Source organism: Ruegeria sp. E5 (assembly GCF_056534105.1).
Genome location: NZ_JBQFPA010000001.1, coordinates 392,310 through 409,977, shown reverse-complemented (window position 1 = coordinate 409,977; position 17,668 = coordinate 392,310). Strand labels below are relative to the sequence as shown.

The following is a 17,668-nucleotide window of genomic DNA, read 5'->3' as shown; positions in this document are numbered from 1 at the left end:
TACTCCGGTTTGCTGCCGCTTAGATAAGGCCGGGTAGCCATTTTGCATAGGTTTGATGACAAGCTTGTAAAGCCTCACTCTGCCGCAGCTTTCATCTGAGGCCCGCCATCGCGAATAACAGCCAACAATTCCTCGCGACGTTTCGCAGCCTTGGCTTCATTCGCGACCAAAACCGGACCGAAACCGCGAATGTCCAATGGCAGAGCCGCAAGGGCCGCGATCGCATCACTGGTTTCGGGTGTCAGGCTGGGCAAAACCTCTTTCATGTCCTTTTCATACTGGCGGATCAGAGCACGCTCCATTTTGCGCTCTGTCGTGTAGCCAAAGATATCCAGCGGAGTGCCGCGCAAACCTTTCAGCTTGGCTAGAACCTTCAACGGACCAAGAAACCACTCTCCGAACGCTTTCTTGGCCGGGCGGCCATTGTCGCCCTTCGTCCCCAGGGTTGGCGGCGCAAGTTGGAAGGTCATCTTAAAGTCACCATCAAACTCGGCCTCCGCCTTCTGGCGGCTGTCGAGCAGCAATCGGGCGACTTCATATTCATCCTTATATGACAAAAGCTTATGGTAGCCTTTGGCAATAGCCTCACGAACGTGTTGATCTTCGACGCTGTCGACCAGCTTGCGATAACGTTTCGCCAACCGCTTGTTCTGATAGTCGATCAGGTGCGCAGCGCGGAAATCGATCACTTGATCGAGGGTCTTTGGTAACTCTGCTACGTTGGGGCGCAAAATATTGGCCACGTCGTCGGGGTGGGTCACCGCCCAGCGACCAACTTCAAAGGCGCGTTTGTTGCGCTCGACCGCCGCACCATTCAACTCAATAGCACCCATTATCGCTTGGTGACTGATCGGTAGCAGACCACGCTGCCAGGCTGCGCCAAAGACCATCATATTGGAATAGATCGAGTCGCCCATCACGGCTCGCGCCAGATCGGTGGCATCGAAAAGGGCCACCCCGTCTTTCAACCGCGCCTGCAGCGCAAGCTGCAATTGATCTCTGGGGATTGTGAATTCTGTATCGCGCGTGAAGTCACCGGTGATAATTTCATGACTGTTCACAACAGCGCCGGTCTGGCCGGTTTGCGTGAGGCCAAGCGTCTTGGCCCCGGCCGATACCACCAGATCACCGCCGATCAGCGCATGCGCCTCGCCAGTGGCAACACGGATCGCGCTGATATCATCGGGCCGGTTGGCCAGACGGCAATGGATATGTACGGCGCCGCCCTTCTGTGCGAGGCCGGCCATTTCCATCATACCGGCACCCTTGCCGTCGATTTGTGCGGCTTGCGCCAGAACCGCCCCGATGGTGACAACGCCTGTGCCGCCAACTCCGGTAATTACGACGTTATGAGTGCCATTGATCTGTGGCAAAACGGGGTCCGGTAGATCGGGCAAGTCGAGGTCGGTCGTCGCCTCTTTGCGGATTTTCGCCCCTTCAACGGTTACAAAAGACGGGCAGAACCCGTTCAAGCAGGAAAAATCCTTGTTGCAGCTTGACTGATCAATCGCTCGCTTGCGGCCAAGTTCGGTCTCTTTCGGTACGATGGAAACACAGTTCGACTGAACGCCGCAATCTCCGCAACCCTCACAGATATCAGTATTTATGAACACTCGCTTATCGGGGTCGGGGAACGTGCCGCGCTTGCGTCTCCTGCGCTTTTCAGCTGCGCAGGTCTGGACATAAACAATGACCGATACACCCTCGATTTCGCGGAATTTTTCCTGAACCTGCATCAGTTTTGAACGCTCGAACGTCTCAACGCCCGAAGGCAACGCACCAAAATTCACATCTTCTTTTTCGTCGTAAACGACAGCGACGTTGCTGACACCCATCGCGCGGACCTCGGCGACGATGCGTTCGGCACTTAGCCCACCTTCGTTCTCCTGACCTCCGGTCATCGCAACGGCGTCGTTATAGAGGATCTTAAAGGTGATATTTGTGCCCGCGGCCAGTGCCGCCCGGATCGCCTGCACGCCGGAATGGTTATAGGTGCCATCGCCGAGGTTTTGGAAAACATGTTGTGTGGTCGAAAACGGAGCCTCGCCGATCCAGTTTGCCCCTTCGCCGCCCATTTGGGTGAAACCGGTGGTTTCGCGATCCATCCACTGCACCATGTAGTGACAGCCAATCCCGGCATAGGCTCGGCTGCCATCAGGCAGCTTGGTTGAACTGTTATGCGGACATCCTGAACAGAAGTATGGTAAACGCGCCGCGATTTCCTGCGCATTGTCAGCCCGGCGCGCTTCGGACAGCGCCTCCAGTCCGGCACGAACGCCATCTGTATCCCGCCCCTCTTCGATCAGGATCTCACCCAGCTTCTCGGCAATCATGATCGGGTCGAGCGCTCCTCGGGTCGGGAACAGTTCTTCGCGGTGCAGCGTCCCCGCGCCGCCTTTGTACCAGCCATAAACACGGCGCCCACGACGGTCGTCAAAGATCGCCTCTTTGACCTGAACTTCGATCAGCTTGCGCTTTTCCTCGACGATCACGATCAGATCCAGGCCCTCAGCCCAATCGTGGAAGCCCTTCATATCCAAAGGGAAAGTCTGACCGATCTTATAGGTGGTAATGCCTAGCCGTTCGGCCTCATCCGCGTTGATGTTCAGCAGCGACATGGCATGAGTCAGATCAAGCCAGTTCTTACCCGCCGCCACAAACCCAATCTTGGCGCCCGGTTTTCCCCAGACCCTCTTGTCTAGTTTGTTGGCGTGAGAAAAGACCTCTGCCGCAAAGCGCTTGTGGTCGATTACGCGCGCTTCCTGCAGATGCGGTGTATCACCCAGCCGAATATTCAGCCCACCCTCTGGCATATCGAATTGAGGGGTGACCAGCTGCATCCGGTCAGGGCGGCCATCTACGACGGAAGTCACTTCGATTGTGTCTTTCATCGTTTTCAGCCCGACCCAAACCCCGGCGAACCGGCTGAGCGCGAATCCGTAAATGCCATAGTCCAGAATTTCTTGCACACCTGCCGGGCTGACCACGGGCATATACATGTCCACCAGTGACCATTCCGACTGATGTAAAACAGTCGAGCTTTCACCCGTGTGATCATCGCCCATGGCCATCAATACACCGCCATGTTGCGCCGTGCCCGCCATATTGGCATGGCGCATCACATCACCGGATCGATCTACGCCCGGCCCCTTGCCATACCAGAGCCCAAAAACACCATCGAATTTTCCGTCGCCACGCAGCCCCGCCTGTTGGCTGCCCCACAATGCGGTTGCAGCCAGATCTTCGTTCAATCCGAATTGAAAGGTGACATCCTTTTCGGCAAGTTGCTTTTCTGCACGAGACATCTGAAGGTCTACAGCCCCAAGCGGAGACCCCCGATAGCCTGTGACCAGACCTGCTGTGTTCAATCCCGCCGCAGTGTCTCGTACTTTTTGCATCAGCATCAAACGCACCAGTGCCTGCGTGCCGTTCAGAAGAACCGGGCTTTTGGACAGGTCGAACCGGTCGTTGAGTGAAATTTTCGGCTGACTCATCTGACGTCTCCCCTCGTCGGATTAGTGTGCTTTATTCTCGTGCATATTAGGTCATAAATACTGACCTGTATAGTGATTTTACTCTATTCCGTAACGATTTCCGGGTTTCATTGTGGAATTTGTTACCTGTTTCATATAGGGCTGCGCGAGGATAACGAAAGTTGCGGCGATGGATTGGGACAAGCTCAGAATATTTCACGCGGTTGCAGACGCTGGCAGCCTCACACACGCGGGAGACAAGCTCAATTTATCTCAATCCGCGGTGAGCCGTCAGATCCGCGCGCTTGAAGAATCACTCGATGCAACCTTGTTCCACCGTCATGCACGCGGCCTGATTCTGACAGAACAAGGCGAATTGCTGTTCGATGCCACGACGGCCATGCTGAAACGTCTGGATGCCGCTGCGGCGCGTATCCGGGATAGTGAAGATGAGGTCTTTGGCGTACTGAGGGTGACCACAACCTTCGGGTTCGGCACGCTGTGGCTCGCCCCGCGCCTACCGAAGCTCTATGAACAGTATCCCGACCTCAATATCGACCTCATGCTTGAAGAACGGGTATTGGATCTGCCAATGCGTGAAGCCGATGTGGCCATCCGCATGAAAGAGCCCAGCCAGGCCGATCTCGTGCGCAAACGTCTGATGACTGTGCAGATGCTGCTCTATGCAACGCGCAGCTATTTGGATGCTCATGGTGGGGCGCCTGAAACGCTGGAAGATATTTCCAAGCACCGATTGATCTGCCAAACGCCCGCAGCCCCTCAGGTTGGGGCAAGCGCGTCGATGGTGCGTCACCTTATGACATACAATCCCGGCTCGTTGCTGACCGTGAACAACTATTTCGGCGTTCTTCAGGGCGTGCTGCATGATCTGGGTATCGGAGTACTTCCTGATTATGTGACCGAGGACTTCCCGGATCTGGTCCCCGTCATGTCAGACATCGAAAGTGCTGATGTACCGGTTTACCTCGCCTACCCCGAAGAATTGCGTCATTCCAAACGGATAGCGGCATTTCGGGACTTTGTGCAGGATGAGATAATCGCCCATCGCAAACAGCTAAGGCAATTGGGCAAGCTATAGCCATGCACTCAGAGCATAGCGGGCATGACGCCGGGGTCTGCTAATAGACCTTGATCGTTAATAAACTGATCCCTAAATGAGCACATGAAGGCGGTGATGCTGAAACGCTCATCATCTTCATACCTCCCTGTTGGACTACGGCCGAGCTTAGTGCTCGGCCTTTTTTTTGCGCGAGGCTGATGCAATTCAGTGGAAAGCACTGGGAAAATCCAACGCGTAGGCCTATGATCCCGAAAAAACACCTAAATTTCGTGTTCGAGGGCTAATTCATGTTCCACTCATTCCGCCTATTGTTGGCGATGATTTCAGTCTTGTTCCTGGCCGTGCCACTTCATGCACAAGACACAAGCACAACCGCTACAGTTGAAATTCCCGAAGATCTGACGCCAGAACAGGTTGATGATCTGGTTGCGCGCATGTCTGACGACCAGGTACGGGCAATCCTTCTGGAACGCCTTGACGCTGTTGCCGAAAAGCAAGCGGCGGAAAAGGAAGGTCAGGAAGACCCGCTGACCGAGCTCAATGAGATCTGGGCAGAAATGGTCGCATCCTGGACACATGTTCTGACCACAGTTCCCAATATCATCAGTGCGCAAATCACTGCATTTAGCAATTTCTCTGACAAATTGGGGGGCGCTGGTGTTCTGACGCTAATGGGGCTGGTGCTCTCGGTCCTGATAGTCGGCTTCATTGCTGAGAAGCTATTCATTTTCCTGACCCGCCGCTGGCATGAGGCAACCGAGCCCTCGGGTGACGCTGATCTCAGAGGCGCTGTGAACTACCTGTTCCGCCGATTTTGCCGCGAAATTGCAGGGCTTATCGTATTCTACGTCGTCATTCGGGCGATTGGCCGAGGATTGCTGAGCCCCGAGCAGATCATCTATGCAGCCCCATTTGTATTCTACCTAATCTGGGTGCCGCGTCTGGGGGCAGCAGTCTCGCGCTTTGTTCTTGCGCCGCAAAAGCCACAATTCCGATTGGTAAACATTGACGACCACTGGGCAAAATACCTGCATCGCAACCTGATCGGTCTGCTGATCCTGATCGGCTTTACCTTGTTCGTACTAAGGTTCAATGCGCTGAACGGGGTTACCGGCGATCAGACGCGCATCGGTTTCTGGCTGAACGCAGCAATCCACGTCTATATTGGCATAATCGCCTGGACAGCGCGCGAAGGTTTGTCACAGATGATGCTGGGTACCGACCCGGACCACACCAAGTTCGACGAAGAAGTCGCGCGGTATTACCCGTATTTTGCAATCGGCGTTTCTGTCGTGATTTGGCTGCTGGTCGAATTCCTGGTGGCACAACGCAACCCGGCGCTGATCCGCGTGTTGTCCGGTGGAGCGCATTTCACAACCATGTTCTGGCTGTTGATTGCACCTGCACTTGATACATTGATACGTGGTTTGGTGCGTCACCTGCAGCCGCCAATGTCGGGCGAAGGGCCATTAGCAGAACGCGCCTATCGATCGGCCAAGCGCAGCTATATTCGCATCGGTCGGGTGATTGCTGGCCTCTTCGTCGTCTTCATGATTTCCCGTGTTTGGCAGCTTGATCTGCGCCATGTTGCGTCCGCAGGTATCGGTGCCGAAGTTGGCGGCGCAATCATCGAGTTCCTGCTGATCATCGCTGTCGGCTACATCCTGAACGAGATCGTCTCGCTATGGATTAACCGTCGTCTGGCCAAGGAACAGACAGCGGCCGAGGAGCTGGATGAAGAAGCCGGCGGAGAAGGTGGCGGCGCAGGTGGTTCGCGTCTGGCGACCGTCCTGCCCTTGTTGCGGATTACCGCACAAGTCACCATCTCGGTGATCTTCGGCCTACTAGCCCTGAGCGCCTTGGGCATCAACATCACGCCGCTGCTGGCTGGTGCTGGTGTTTTGGGTCTGGCCATCGGCTTTGGTGCGCAGAAACTGGTGGCCGATATCGTAGGCGGCATCTTCTTCCTGATCGATGACGCATTCCGCGTCGGCGAATATGTCGATGTCGGCGGGACCATGGGAACGGTCGAGAAAATTTCGATCCGCTCAATGCAGCTTCGCCACCATCGTGGTCCAGTCCACACTATACCTTATGGCGAGATTCAAAAGCTCACCAACTTCAGCCGTGACTGGGTGATCATGAAGTTGAAATTTACTGTGCCGTTCGACACCGACCCCAACAAGGTCAAGAAGATCTTCAAGAAGATCGGTGCCGAGATGATGCAGGACGAGGTTCACAAAGATGGCTTCCTGCAGCCCTTCAAATCTCAGGGTGTGTTCGACTTCGACGATGTCGGTATGATCATCCGAGGCAAGTTCATGGCCAAGCCCGGCAAGCAATTCACACTGCGTAAGGAAATCTTTAACCGTGTGAAGGCCGAATTCAACGCAAATGGTATCGATTTCGCCCGCCGCGAGGTGCGTGTCGCCATCCCGGGGTTGGATGAGGCTGAGAACATAACTGAAGAACAAAAAGCTGCCGCCGGTGCAGCCGCCGCAGATGCGGTCAACAAAGGGCAAAACCCCGCCTGACACTTAGGCTTCGACACGTTTCAGCCGCTGGCTGAACCAAATCAGCACGCCTCTGAAATCGGAACCGGTCTTATGGCCGGTTCCGTTTTTTATTGCCCGATGTCCCCTGTGCGGGTTTGGCCCTTTCCTCAAGCGGCCCATTGCCCTAAAAGGCCCGCAATCTCGGCCCACATGGACACAGGACAGAAGATGCAAGAGCCCGCCATCACACCCGATCTGATTGCCGCACATGGGCTCAAGCCCGAGGAATACGACATGATCCTTGAGATCATCGGGCGTGAGCCGACCTTTACCGAGCTTGGCATCTTTTCAGCGATGTGGAACGAGCATTGTTCTTATAAGTCGTCCAAGAAATGGTTGCGCACCCTTCCGACCTCTGGCCCTCAGGTCATCTGCGGCCCAGGCGAGAATGCGGGTGTCGTCGATATCGGCGACGGCCAGGCCGTGGTGTTCAAGATGGAAAGCCACAACCACCCTTCGTATATCGAACCTTATCAGGGCGCGGCGACCGGCGTGGGCGGCATCCTGCGGGATGTTTTCACCATGGGCGCACGGCCCATCGCCTCGATGAACGCACTGTCCTTTGGCGAGCCGGGCCACCATAAGACGCGCCAATTGGTGAACGGAGTGGTCGAGGGGATTGGCGGCTACGGCAACTGCTTCGGTGTGCCTTGCGTGGGTGGCGAAGTTCGGTTCCACCCGGCCTATAACGGCAACTGCCTTGTGAACGCGTTTGCCGCTGGTCTGGCTGACAGTGACAAGATTTTCTACTCGGCCGCTTCGGGCGTTGGGATGCCCGTCGTCTATCTGGGCGCAAAAACCGGTCGTGACGGTGTGGGCGGAGCAACCATGGCATCGGCCGAATTCGATGACACCATCGAAGAAAAGCGCCCCACCGTTCAGGTCGGCGACCCCTTCACCGAAAAGCGCCTGATGGAAGCAACGCTGGAACTGATGCAGACCGGTGCCGTGATCTCGATCCAGGACATGGGCGCAGCGGGCTTGACCTGCTCGGCTGTAGAGATGGGCGACAAAGGTGGTCTGGGTGTGCGTTTGGACCTCGAGAATGTCCCGCAGCGCGAAGAGAACATGACAGCCTATGAAATGATGCTGTCGGAATCTCAGGAACGGATGCTGATGGTCCTCAAACCTGAGCTTGAGGCCGAGGCCCGCGCCGTGTTCGAAAAATGGGACCTCGATTTTGCCATCGTAGGCGAAACCATTGCCGAAGACCGTTTCCTGATCATGCACAATGGTGAGATCAAAGCCGATCTGGTCCTGTCTAAACTGTCCTCGACCGCGCCTGAATACGACCGCCCGTGGGAACCGACCCCTGAGTCCGCGCCACTGGAAGACGTACCACAGATCGATCCGATCGACGGTCTGCGCGCCCTGCTCTCTTCACCCAATTACGCAGGCAAACAATGGGTCTATGAGCAATACGACACCATGGTCATGGCGGATTCAACTCGCACGCCGGGTCTGGGCGCTGGCATGGTCCGCGTACATGGCACCGACAAGGTGCTAGCCTTTACCAGCGACGTAACCCCACGCTATGTCCGTGCAAACCCGGTGGAAGGCGGCAAACAAGCGGTGGCCGAGGCCTATCGCAACCTGACCGCCGTGGGGGCCAAACCACTTGCCACCACAGACAACCTGAACTTCGGGAACCCCGAAAAGCCCGAGATCATGGGTCAGTTCGTCGGCGCGATCCAAGGTATCGGTGCCGCCGTTGGTGCGCTGGATATGCCCATCGTGTCGGGCAACGTCTCGCTTTATAACGAGACTGACGGCCAGGCGATCCTGCCAACCCCCACCATCGGCGCGGTTGGTCTTCTTGCTCATAGCGACGAGATAATCGGAAACGAAGTTCGGGATGGCCATGTTGCGCTGGTCATCGGCGAAACCAACGGCCATATGGGTCAGTCCGCCCTGCTGGCCGAGGTATTCAACCGCGAGGACGGAGACGCGCCGCATGTTAATCTGGCTGCAGAGGCGCGCAACGGGGAATTCATCCGTGCCAATCGCGAGATGATCAAAGCATGTACCGATCTTAGCGATGGCGGCCTTGCACTGGCTGCGTTTGAACTTGCTGAAGCTGCAGGCGTCGGCGTTTGCCTGGATGATGCATCATCCGAGTTCCTATTCGGCGAAGACCAGGCCCGTTATCTTGTGGCGTGCAACTTCGATCAAGCCGAGGCGCTGATGATCGCTGCCGGTCAGGCCGGTGTCCCGCTGGTCTCGGTTGGTCGATTTACCGGTGACAGCGTGAAGATCGGCAATTCCGAAGCTCCTTTGGCAGAACTGACCGAGACCTTCCGTCAGAGCTTTGCCGCCGCGGTCGCCTGATAAATCGTCTCTTCCGAATTCCAGAATTCTCGCGTCTTCCATAGGCGCGGGATTCGCGTATCTGAAAAATGCTCGACATCTTGCACGCCCGCTCCCATCACTCTACATCTTGGGAAAGACCTACAGGAGTGAACCTACATGCCGATGAGCGCCCACGAGATTGAAACCCTGCTGCGCGAAAGCTTTCCCAATGCGGAAATTCAGGTTGGTGGCAGCGATGGCGTGCACATGTCCGCCATGGTCGTGGACGAAAGCTTTCGCGGCAAAAACCGCGTTCAGCAACAGCGTGCGGTTTACGCTGCGCTGAAAGGCAAGATGGATGGATCTGATGGGGAATTGCACGCGCTGGCGTTGACGACGAAGGTACCTGAATGACACAGAACTACTTTCAAAAAAGCGCCTAAGTGGCTTTGAAAAGATGAGTGGCTGGCCCTTCTGGATATCTCTTCTTGGTGCATTGATAGTTGTCGCCGCCCTCATCGAAGCCTATGTCAAACGCAACAGAAAACGAAAACTGTCGGATATGCGCCCTGACCCCGATACGCTTAGCAAGGTTGGGGGAATTGAACGATACGGGCTTGATCCGGTGACGCTTGCACAAGCAGAACACCGGCGGCTTGAAGAAGAAGGATGGGCACCTGAACTGCCCGATAACCGAACGACCGCCGCGCAAGCGGATGAAAAGGAAAAGCAAGATGAGCGACGTTAAGACCCAGATCGACGAAACCGTCAAAGCCAACGATGTGGTGCTTTACATGAAAGGCACCAAAGAGATGCCGCAGTGCGGGTTCTCATCCCGGGTGGCCGGTGTTCTGAATTACATGGGCGTCGAATACACCGACGTAAACGTTCTGGCTGACGAAGCTGTGCGCCAGGGCATCAAGGACTACTCCGACTGGCCAACCGTGCCTCAGCTTTATGTCAAAGGCGAGTTTGTCGGCGGTTGCGACATTATCACTGAAATGACGCTGTCGGGCGAGCTAGACACACTGTTCGATGAAAACAGTGTGGGCTACAACAAAGACGCTGCGGACAAAATCCGCGAAGCAAACGCGTAAGCTATCGGCTGCTACAGTCCTTGAACAATACGAGTTCCGGGGCTGTGTCGCCTTCGGCCTGATGGCTGATCGTGGCATCCCACCCCTTGGAGCGCAGGGTGTATGTCCCTGCCCCTCCGACGGATTCATACCGGATGCCCGAACCGCTTGGAACCTGTTTCATGGGGATCAACTGATCATCGATCATCATCGCAGCCGCCCCATCGCCATTTGAGGCGTTAAAGTAGGACACCGGCACTTGCGTGTTGTTTTCACAGATAAACGTCACGGACAGAATGTCGATATCGGCCTTTGCCATCGTGCCAGTCAGCGAGACGACGGCCGCGCAAAAGGCCATTCGGGCGATCGGCATTAGGCCGTCCTTTCTTCAATGACTGCCGCCAGGGCTTCGGCGCGCGCCGCCATTTCAGCCAGCGTATCCGTGACAGATGGCGGCACTACCGCGACCTCGATCCGTTCAGGTTCCGGCTGCGGTTGGCTGCGGAGCCGCTTCAATTCGGTCTCCAATTCAACCAGCTTGGCCTCGGCCAGTTTCATGCGATCTTCATGCGCGGCTGCCTTGTCTGCCAACATGAGTCCCGCCATCAGCAGCATCCGCGATTCCGGCATACGTCCGATCTGGTCCGACAAAACCTGAGCCTCATCATCCAGCAGTCTGGCTGCCGCTTGCAGAAACGGTTCTTCACCGTCCTGGCACGAGACATCAAAGCCGCGGCCACCGATATGAATGGTTACTTCGGGCATTATTCCACCTCTCCCTCGGCCAGATTGGCATGACTTAGCAATGGCTCAAGTCGAGCCAGGACCGCATGCGCTTCGGCTGCGTCCGACGCGCGCGCGGCACGTATGGCTTCTAATTCGGCTGTCGTGGCCCGGTTCAGCATGTCAGCATCCGTGACACCGTCCTCTGCGGCGGCGCGTAATTCATCGACAGCGCTCCGGAGCTGATCGTTTGCATTGCGAAGCCGTTGCAAATCATCATCCAACCGGGACATCGCGGCCCCATGGCTAGCCCGTTCCGCGCGCAGCATCTCAAGCTCGGCATTGAGTTCGGTTAACCGCTCGCTATCGACCAGTTCAGCCCGCAGACGCGCCAATTCGGCCTCCATCTCTTCCGCGCGATCCGCGATTGGGGTCAGTTTCTCGACCTGCGCGCGCAACGTATTGGCCTCTTCTGCGGCGCCCTGATGTGATCGCAGAGTCTCAATCTCAGCCTTCAAGCCCTCGACTTCGTCCGTGTTTTCAAGCGCAGCCTTGGCATCCGCCAACTCGGCCCGCGCAGCCTCAACCGTGGCGAGCTGAGAGGTCGCCTCGGCCAATTGCGCACGCAGCGCATCCACTTCCGAACTCGGTGCCGGTTGCGCACGCAGCGCGTCAATCTCTTGCGCGTGTCTCTCTTTGATCGTTTTCAGCCGTTCCTCAAGCTGGGCATTGGCCACCCGCTCTTCTTCAAGCGCCGTTCGCAGCGACGTGTCATCACCGGCTGCGGATCCAGCATCGTGCAAGGCCTCGACACCATTACCGATCCGCTCCATCGCGGTGATAATACGGCGTTGTAGTTCTTCGATCTGACTCATGCCTGTGTCACCTCTTTATCAAGGTTCGTTCTGATATTCGCCTACCCGAATCAAAAGCGGCGGCGCTCAGCCCTAGTCTAACGGAATGCGACAGAAAATACCCACTGTTTGGTTTCAACCACTTGCACACCGCTCTTGAAGCGCCAATTCGGTGTGCCACGCGGTTCTGCTTGCACTTTGACAATCGGATGGTATTCAGCGCCCATCTGCCCGTAAACCAAAGGAACTACGCCCGTGGACCTGACTGCGCTGCGCAATGCCAACCCCGAACACTGGGACAAGGCTGCGGCCATCCGCACCCTGACCCTCGACGCTGTCGCCGCCGCCAATTCCGGCCATTCCGGTATGCCGATGGGCATGGCCGATGTTGCGACCGTATTGTTCGAAAAGCACCTCAAATTCGACGCCACTGCCCCGAACTGGCCGGACCGCGATCGGTTCATCCTATCGGCGGGTCACGGTTCGATGCTGGTCTATTCGCTGCTGTATCTCACCGGTCATGGCGATGTTACGCTGGAAGAGATCAAGAACTTCCGTCAATTGGGCGCCAAAACTGCCGGGCACCCCGAGAACTTCCTGATCGATGGTGTCGAAACCACTACCGGACCTTTGGGTCAGGGCATTTCGAATGCCGTTGGCTTTGCGATGGCCGAGGAAATTCAGCGTGCGCATTATGGCAAGAAGATCGTTGATCACTATACCTACGTGATTGCGGGCGACGGCTGCCTGATGGAAGGCGTCAGCCAAGAGGCGATCACTTTGGCCGGTCGCCACGAGCTAAGCAAACTGATCGTCTTCTGGGATAACAACAACATCACCATCGACGGCACAGTCGACATCGCCGACCGCACCGATCAGGTGCGCCGTTTTGCGGCCTCGGGCTGGCATGTGCTTGAGATTGACGGCCACGACCCCAAGGCCATCGATGCGGCCATCGTGCAGGCGAAGAAGTCGAACAAACCGACGATGATTGCTTGTGAAAGCCACATTGCACTGGGTCACGCGGCGCAGGACACTTCAAAAGGCCATGGCGCTCTGACCGATCAGGATCAGTTGAACGCCGCCAAAGAAGCATATGACTGGCCGCATGATGCGTTCGTCATCCCTGCTGAGGTCAAAGCCGCTTGGGAGGCCATTGGTGCACGTGGCAAAGCCGAGCGCGCAGCGTGGGAGGAGCGTTTTGCGCAAGTCTCCGAACGTAAACAAGCCGAATTCAACCGCGCCTATGCGTTTGAGGCGCCAAAGAAGCTGGCCGGCGCCATCCGGTCGTTCAAGAAACAGATGTCGGAAGACCAGCCAAAGCTGGCCACACGCGCCTCTTCAGAGAAGGTGTTGAATGTCGTTAACCCGATCATGCCCGAAACCATTGGCGGCTCGGCTGACCTGACTGGATCGAACAACACCAAATCGGCTGATATGGGCGTGTTCCTTCCGGAAAACCGCAAGGGTCGGTATATCCATTACGGCATTCGTGAACACGGTATGGCCGCTGCTATGAACGGTATGGCGCTGCATGGTGGCATTCGCCCGTATGGCGGTACGTTCATGGCCTTCACCGACTATGCGCGGCCCTCGATGCGTTTGGCTGCACTTATGAAGATCCCGACGGTGTTTGTGATGACCCACGACTCGATTGGTCTGGGCGAAGACGGTCCGACGCACCAACCGGTGGAACATCTGGCGATCTCACGCGCGACGCCGAACACTTATGTGTTCCGCCCAGCCGATACGATTGAGACCGCCGAAGCCTGGGAATTGGCGCTGACCTTCAAGGATAGCCCCTCAGTCCTGTCGCTGACCCGTCAAGGCGTGCCAACTGTTCGGACCCAGCACAAAGCCAAAAACCTGACCGCGCAAGGCGCTTATGTATTGGCTGACGCAGAAAACAAGCGTCAGGCGATTCTGATTGCCACAGGTTCCGAGGTTTCGCTGGCGATGGAAGCTAAAGCAATACTTGAGGCCGAAGGCATCGGCACTCGGGTCGTTTCCATGCCCTGTATGGAGCTGTTTGCCGAACAAGACGAAGCCTGCCGCAAGCGCGTACTACCTGCGGGAGCCGTCCGCGTCGGTATCGAGGCTGCGGTTCGCGCCGGAGGCTGGGACCGTTGGCTTCTGGGCGAGCGTGGTCGCGAGGCCAAAGCCGGGTTCATCGGCATGTCCAGCTTTGGTGCGTCGGCACCCGCCGGAGAGCTCTACAAGCACTTCGGCATCACGACCGAGGCAACAGTCGCCAAGGTCAAAGAACTGCTGGGTTGAACCTACCCAAATAAGTCAGAAGGCCTCGGTTAAAACCGGGGCCTTTTTTTTTAGACGAAAATTATTACTGACTGCATACCATCGACAATTAGATCACCATCGGTGTTCCACATCCGCATGACCTGAGAGCTGTAGCCGTCATGTCCAGCTGTCAATTGATGTTCCATCAACCACCATCCATCGCGAGTATGAATATCCTCGGACAGCACGTTGAAAATCCAGTTCATTGACGAGTTGTTTCCCGGCTTCTTCAATGTCGGGAATATGGCCGGTGGCAATAGGTCCGCAATTGCGATCAACCCTTCGATCCTATCGCGCATGTCGGCATCATTATGGCGCGCCCAAACCTTCACATAGCCACGCTCTGCACCAGCAAATGGCCGCGCCCCGTCGATCAACCGAACGTCGAAGTTCTCAAGAAATGCGATGGGAAGTTTTGGCAAATCTGGCGGGAAATAGTGTTCTGTGATCTCTGGCTGTATCTCTGCCTTAGCCGGATGTTCGAACGCCACATGGCTTTCCTGTGCCTTGCCAAACGTAAATGTCCCAAGCGCGGCTGTATTCCCCTCAATCCTTGCTCGTGTATTGATCGTTGTGACATTCCGCCCATTGCGAAGCACCTCGGTTTCGATCAGCGGAGGTGAACCGATGGGCGCGGTAAAATTGATCAGGGCCGAGCGTAATGGCGGCAGAACATCGACCGCATTTCTCGCAGCAGCCAGCAGCAAGGCAGACGAGAAGCCGCCATATGTTGTGCGGCCTTGCATCCAGTTTGGCGGCACCGGAAACTGCAGCATCCCGTTCAACCGATCTGAACTGGCAAGGACTTGGGAAAGGCTGAGTTTAGTCATCGATCTCACACCGGGTATGCTTCAAATGGAACTTACCCCGCTCTTACCGTTGTGCCAGATGAAACCTCACGTCACATGATCCTGATTTCAGTGTTTATTCGCAGATCCCGAAATCGCGCTGATCGCGGGGGACAGCAGCTTGGTTGCCACCGGTATCAGCGCCAGCCCATAGGCCAGACCGAATACACCATCCATTGTCGCCTTCGCGATCCACTTTACCGCGCCTGCCCATTGTTCAGACACAGCATGACTCGCAGCATTTGCCCAGTCGTAAATGTGATGGCCCAGCCAGCCAAAGCCCAGGACCTCCATACCGTGGATCATGATCGACCCGCCGACCCACAGCATCGCAGCAGTACCAACGATAGATAGAACTTTCATGACAACGGGCATCGCTTTGACTAGGCCCCTTCCCGTTCCGCGCCCTATCGGCGTCGGAGCGTTTTGCGCCAAATACAGGCCGACATCATCCATTTTCACGATCAGAGCGACCGAGCCATAAACGGCGACGGTGACCCCAACGCCCACCACGGCCAGCGTCGCGGCTTGCATCCACACATTCGGCGCTTCAATGGCCGCCAAAGCGATGGTCATGATTTCAGCAGACAGGATAAAGTCAGTCTTGATCGCACCCTTCACCTTCTTTTCTTCCAGATGGCCGGGATCGGGATTTTTCATATCTTCGTCTATCGCATGGCTCCCATGTGGAAACAGGACGTGAAAAATCTTCTCGGCCCCCTCGAAACACAGATATGAACCACCGAGCATAAGCAGCGGTGTGATCAACCAAGGCGCAAAATTGGCGAGTAGCAAGGCAACCGGCAACAACAGAATGATCTTGTTGAAAATTGATCCGCGCGCGATGCGCCAGATGATCGGCAGTTCCCGCGCCGGGGCAAAACCCTGAACGTATTTGGGCGTCACGGCCGCATCGTCAATGATCACACCCGCAGTCTTGGCCCCAGCCTTGCCGGCAGCGGCCACCACATCGTCCACCGAAGCCGCCGCGACCTTTGCAATGCCCGCCACGTCGTCCAACAGGGCCAACAGACCACTCATCGCGCTTCCTTTCCATTCATCTGTTCGATCGGACCCTACCTGATCCAACGGCTAGCGCAAGCGTTAGCGCAATCGGCGCAGGTTTGCGCTAACACCTTAAAAATATGCCATTTTTGCCCTTTTGAGATTCAATATTCGCGGCTATATGGCCTGCAACGCAAGCGCATTTTTGGAGACGTCGGATGACCATCAAGGTCGGTATCAATGGTTTTGGCCGCATCGGCCGCTGTACTCTGTCGCACATCGCCGCATCGGCGCGCAACGACATCGAAGTGATCAAGGTCAACGCCACCGGCCCGCTGGAAACCTCGGCGCATCTGTTGAAATACGACAGCATCCATGGACGTTTCCCACGCGACGTCTCGGTCGAAGGCAACACCATGGATCTGGGTCGCGGCCCGATGGAGATGTTCTCGACCTACGATATGAACGAGCTGGACTGGGAAGGCTGCGATGTCGTTCTGGAATGCACCGGTAAATTCAACGACGGCCTGAAGGCTAAAACCCATCTTGAGCGCGGCGCAGGCAAGGTTCTGCTATCGGCCCCTGGCAAGAATGTCGACAAGACCATCGTATTTGGTGTGAACCACAACAGCCTGACTGCAAACGACAACATGGTGTCGAACGGTTCTTGCACCACCAACTGCCTTGCTCCGCTTGCCAAAGTTCTGGACGAAGGTATCGGCATCGAGCATGGCATCATGACCACGATTCACGCCTATACCGGCGACCAACCGACGCTGGACCGTCGCCACAGCGATCTTTATCGCGCCCGCGCTGCCGCCATGTCGATGATCCCGACGTCCACTGGCGCCGCTGCAGCACTGGGAGAGGTTCTGCCGAACCTCAAAGGGCGCCTGGACGGCTCGGCCATCCGCGTGCCCACTCCAAACGTCTCGGCCGTTGATCTATCATTCCGCGCCTCGCGCGACGTCACTGTCGAAGAGGTCAACGCCATCGTCGAAGAGGCAGCGAAAGGCCCGATGCAGCGCGTTCTAGGGTATGAGCCTGCGCCGCTGGTTTCGACCGATTTCAACCACACCGAAGAAAGCTCGATCTTTGCGCCGGATCAGACCCGAGTTGTCGACAACCGAATGGTGCGCGTATTGGCATGGTATGACAACGAATGGGGATTCTCGGTGCGTATGGCGGATGTCGCCGTCGCGATGGGCCGCCTTAACTGACCCTTCGCACATCGCTTGTACCTTTATGCCCGCTCAGGTTATCTGAGCGGGCATTTACGTTCAGGGTGCAGAAATGACAAATCAAATCGCCATCTGGCTTGGAATCCTAATTCTGGGCGGTCTGATGCTGGACGTGGCACTATTCGGCACCGAACACCTGCTGTTCCTGGGCAAGAAGCTCTACGATTTCCTGGATTGGCTCGCCTTCTGGCGCTGACAGAGGTTTTTCTTGACTTTCGCGCCAAT

At 56.4% G+C, this 17,668-nt stretch carries 15 protein-coding genes; 9 read left to right on the top strand and 6 right to left on the bottom strand.

Features of this window, described 5'->3' with window-relative positions:
• Positions 1-74: 74 nt before the first annotated feature.
• Positions 75-3,494 (bottom strand): indolepyruvate ferredoxin oxidoreductase family protein, encoded by a 3,420-nt coding sequence (locus ACR0BI_RS02065; protein ID WP_480561546.1) that lies wholly within the window; start codon positions 3,492-3,494, stop codon positions 75-77.
• 169 nt (positions 3,495-3,663) lie between these two features.
• On the opposite strand from ACR0BI_RS02065, the gene ACR0BI_RS02060 reads away from it, so the two are divergent.
• The 6 genes from ACR0BI_RS02060 (at position 3,664) to grxD (ending at position 10,495) form a co-directional block, all read left to right on the top strand.
• The gene (locus tag ACR0BI_RS02060) at positions 3,664-4,572 is read left to right on the top strand and encodes a LysR family transcriptional regulator (protein ID WP_170393176.1); all 909 of its coding nucleotides are present in this window, start codon (positions 3,664-3,666) and stop codon (positions 4,570-4,572) included.
• A gap of 269 nt (positions 4,573-4,841) precedes the next feature.
• Positions 4,842-7,088 (top strand): mechanosensitive ion channel family protein, encoded by a 2,247-nt coding sequence (locus tag ACR0BI_RS02055; RefSeq protein ID WP_170393177.1) that lies wholly within the window; start codon positions 4,842-4,844, stop codon positions 7,086-7,088.
• Positions 7,089-7,277: 189 nt separating this feature from the next.
• Positions 7,278-9,437 carry a phosphoribosylformylglycinamidine synthase subunit PurL gene (purL, locus tag ACR0BI_RS02050; protein ID WP_170610483.1) on the top strand — a complete coding sequence of 720 codons (2,160 nt, stop codon included), beginning with the start codon at positions 7,278-7,280 and terminating at the stop codon, positions 9,435-9,437.
• A gap of 138 nt (positions 9,438-9,575) precedes the next feature.
• A complete protein-coding gene (locus tag ACR0BI_RS02045; RefSeq protein ID WP_170393179.1) occupies positions 9,576-9,812 on the top strand; it encodes a BolA/IbaG family iron-sulfur metabolism protein in 237 nt (78 codons plus the stop codon).
• A 43-nt stretch (positions 9,813-9,855) separates the two neighbouring features.
• Complete coding sequence (locus tag ACR0BI_RS02040) at positions 9,856-10,146, top strand: hypothetical protein (protein WP_170393180.1); 291 nt, start codon at positions 9,856-9,858, stop codon at positions 10,144-10,146.
• Positions 10,133-10,495 (top strand): Grx4 family monothiol glutaredoxin, encoded by a 363-nt coding sequence (grxD, locus tag ACR0BI_RS02035; RefSeq protein ID WP_170393181.1) that lies wholly within the window; start codon positions 10,133-10,135, stop codon positions 10,493-10,495. Before ACR0BI_RS02040 ends, grxD begins: the two co-directional genes overlap by 14 nt.
• 1 nt (position 10,496) lies before the next feature.
• On the opposite strand, the gene ACR0BI_RS02030 is transcribed toward grxD, so the two are convergent.
• From ACR0BI_RS02030 to ACR0BI_RS02020, 3 genes are read right to left on the bottom strand one after another with little or no spacing between them, the layout of a single operon-like run.
• Entirely contained in the window at positions 10,497-10,847 is a 351-nt protein-coding gene (locus tag ACR0BI_RS02030) for an MliC family protein (protein WP_170393182.1), read from the bottom strand.
• Positions 10,847-11,239, bottom strand: coding sequence for a cell division protein ZapA (locus tag ACR0BI_RS02025; RefSeq protein ID WP_170393183.1), 393 nt, complete (start codon positions 11,237-11,239; stop codon positions 10,847-10,849). The genes ACR0BI_RS02030 and ACR0BI_RS02025 overlap by 1 nt, the downstream gene beginning before the upstream one ends.
• A complete protein-coding gene (locus ACR0BI_RS02020) occupies positions 11,239-12,072 on the bottom strand; it encodes a coiled-coil domain-containing protein (protein WP_170393184.1) in 834 nt (277 codons plus the stop codon). Before ACR0BI_RS02020 ends, ACR0BI_RS02025 begins: the two co-directional genes overlap by 1 nt.
• A gap of 234 nt (positions 12,073-12,306) precedes the next feature.
• On the opposite strand from ACR0BI_RS02020, the gene tkt reads away from it, so the two are divergent.
• Positions 12,307-14,328, top strand: a complete 2,022-nt coding sequence (gene tkt, locus ACR0BI_RS02015) for a transketolase (protein ID WP_480561547.1) — start codon at positions 12,307-12,309, stop codon at positions 14,326-14,328.
• Between the two features lie 50 nt (positions 14,329-14,378).
• Here tkt and ACR0BI_RS02010 read toward each other — a convergent pair whose 3' ends face one another.
• A complete protein-coding gene (locus ACR0BI_RS02010; protein ID WP_170510103.1) occupies positions 14,379-15,179 on the bottom strand; it encodes a thioesterase family protein in 801 nt (266 codons plus the stop codon).
• Between the two features lie 87 nt (positions 15,180-15,266).
• A complete protein-coding gene (locus ACR0BI_RS02005; protein WP_170393187.1) occupies positions 15,267-16,238 on the bottom strand; it encodes a DUF808 domain-containing protein in 972 nt (323 codons plus the stop codon).
• A gap of 182 nt (positions 16,239-16,420) precedes the next feature.
• Here ACR0BI_RS02005 and gap point away from each other — a divergent pair, with 182 nt between their 5' ends.
• Together gap and ACR0BI_RS01995 are read left to right on the top strand one after the other, a co-directional pair.
• Positions 16,421-17,422 (top strand): type I glyceraldehyde-3-phosphate dehydrogenase, encoded by a 1,002-nt coding sequence (gene gap / locus ACR0BI_RS02000; RefSeq protein WP_170393188.1) that lies wholly within the window; start codon positions 16,421-16,423, stop codon positions 17,420-17,422.
• Between the two features lie 73 nt (positions 17,423-17,495).
• Positions 17,496-17,639 carry a hypothetical protein gene (locus ACR0BI_RS01995; RefSeq protein WP_010439846.1) on the top strand — a complete coding sequence of 48 codons (144 nt, stop codon included), beginning with the start codon at positions 17,496-17,498 and terminating at the stop codon, positions 17,637-17,639.
• The last annotated feature ends 29 nt before the right edge of the window (positions 17,640-17,668 follow it).

Coding starts and splice junctions, on each gene's coding strand:
- ACR0BI_RS02060 (WP_170393176.1), top strand. CDS start 3,664: ATGGATTGGGACAAGCTCAGAATATTTCACGCGGTTGCAGACGCTGGC.
- grxD (WP_170393181.1), top strand. CDS start 10,133: ATGAGCGACGTTAAGACCCAGATCGACGAAACCGTCAAAGCCAACGAT.
- ACR0BI_RS02025 (WP_170393183.1), bottom strand. CDS start 11,239: ATGCCCGAAGTAACCATTCATATCGGTGGCCGCGGCTTTGATGTCTCG.
- ACR0BI_RS02030 (WP_170393182.1), bottom strand. CDS start 10,847: ATGCCGATCGCCCGAATGGCCTTTTGCGCGGCCGTCGTCTCGCTGACT.
- ACR0BI_RS02010 (WP_170510103.1), bottom strand. CDS start 15,179: ATGACTAAACTCAGCCTTTCCCAAGTCCTTGCCAGTTCAGATCGGTTG.
- purL (WP_170610483.1), top strand. CDS start 7,278: ATGCAAGAGCCCGCCATCACACCCGATCTGATTGCCGCACATGGGCTC.
- ACR0BI_RS02020 (WP_170393184.1), bottom strand. CDS start 12,072: ATGAGTCAGATCGAAGAACTACAACGCCGTATTATCACCGCGATGGAG.
- gap (WP_170393188.1), top strand. CDS start 16,421: ATGACCATCAAGGTCGGTATCAATGGTTTTGGCCGCATCGGCCGCTGT.
- ACR0BI_RS02065 (WP_480561546.1), bottom strand. CDS start 3,494: ATGAGTCAGCCGAAAATTTCACTCAACGACCGGTTCGACCTGTCCAAA.
- ACR0BI_RS02005 (WP_170393187.1), bottom strand. CDS start 16,238: ATGAGTGGTCTGTTGGCCCTGTTGGACGACGTGGCGGGCATTGCAAAG.
- ACR0BI_RS02040 (WP_170393180.1), top strand. CDS start 9,856: ATGAGTGGCTGGCCCTTCTGGATATCTCTTCTTGGTGCATTGATAGTT.
- ACR0BI_RS02045 (WP_170393179.1), top strand. CDS start 9,576: ATGCCGATGAGCGCCCACGAGATTGAAACCCTGCTGCGCGAAAGCTTT.
- ACR0BI_RS02055 (WP_170393177.1), top strand. CDS start 4,842: ATGTTCCACTCATTCCGCCTATTGTTGGCGATGATTTCAGTCTTGTTC.
- ACR0BI_RS01995 (WP_010439846.1), top strand. CDS start 17,496: ATGACAAATCAAATCGCCATCTGGCTTGGAATCCTAATTCTGGGCGGT.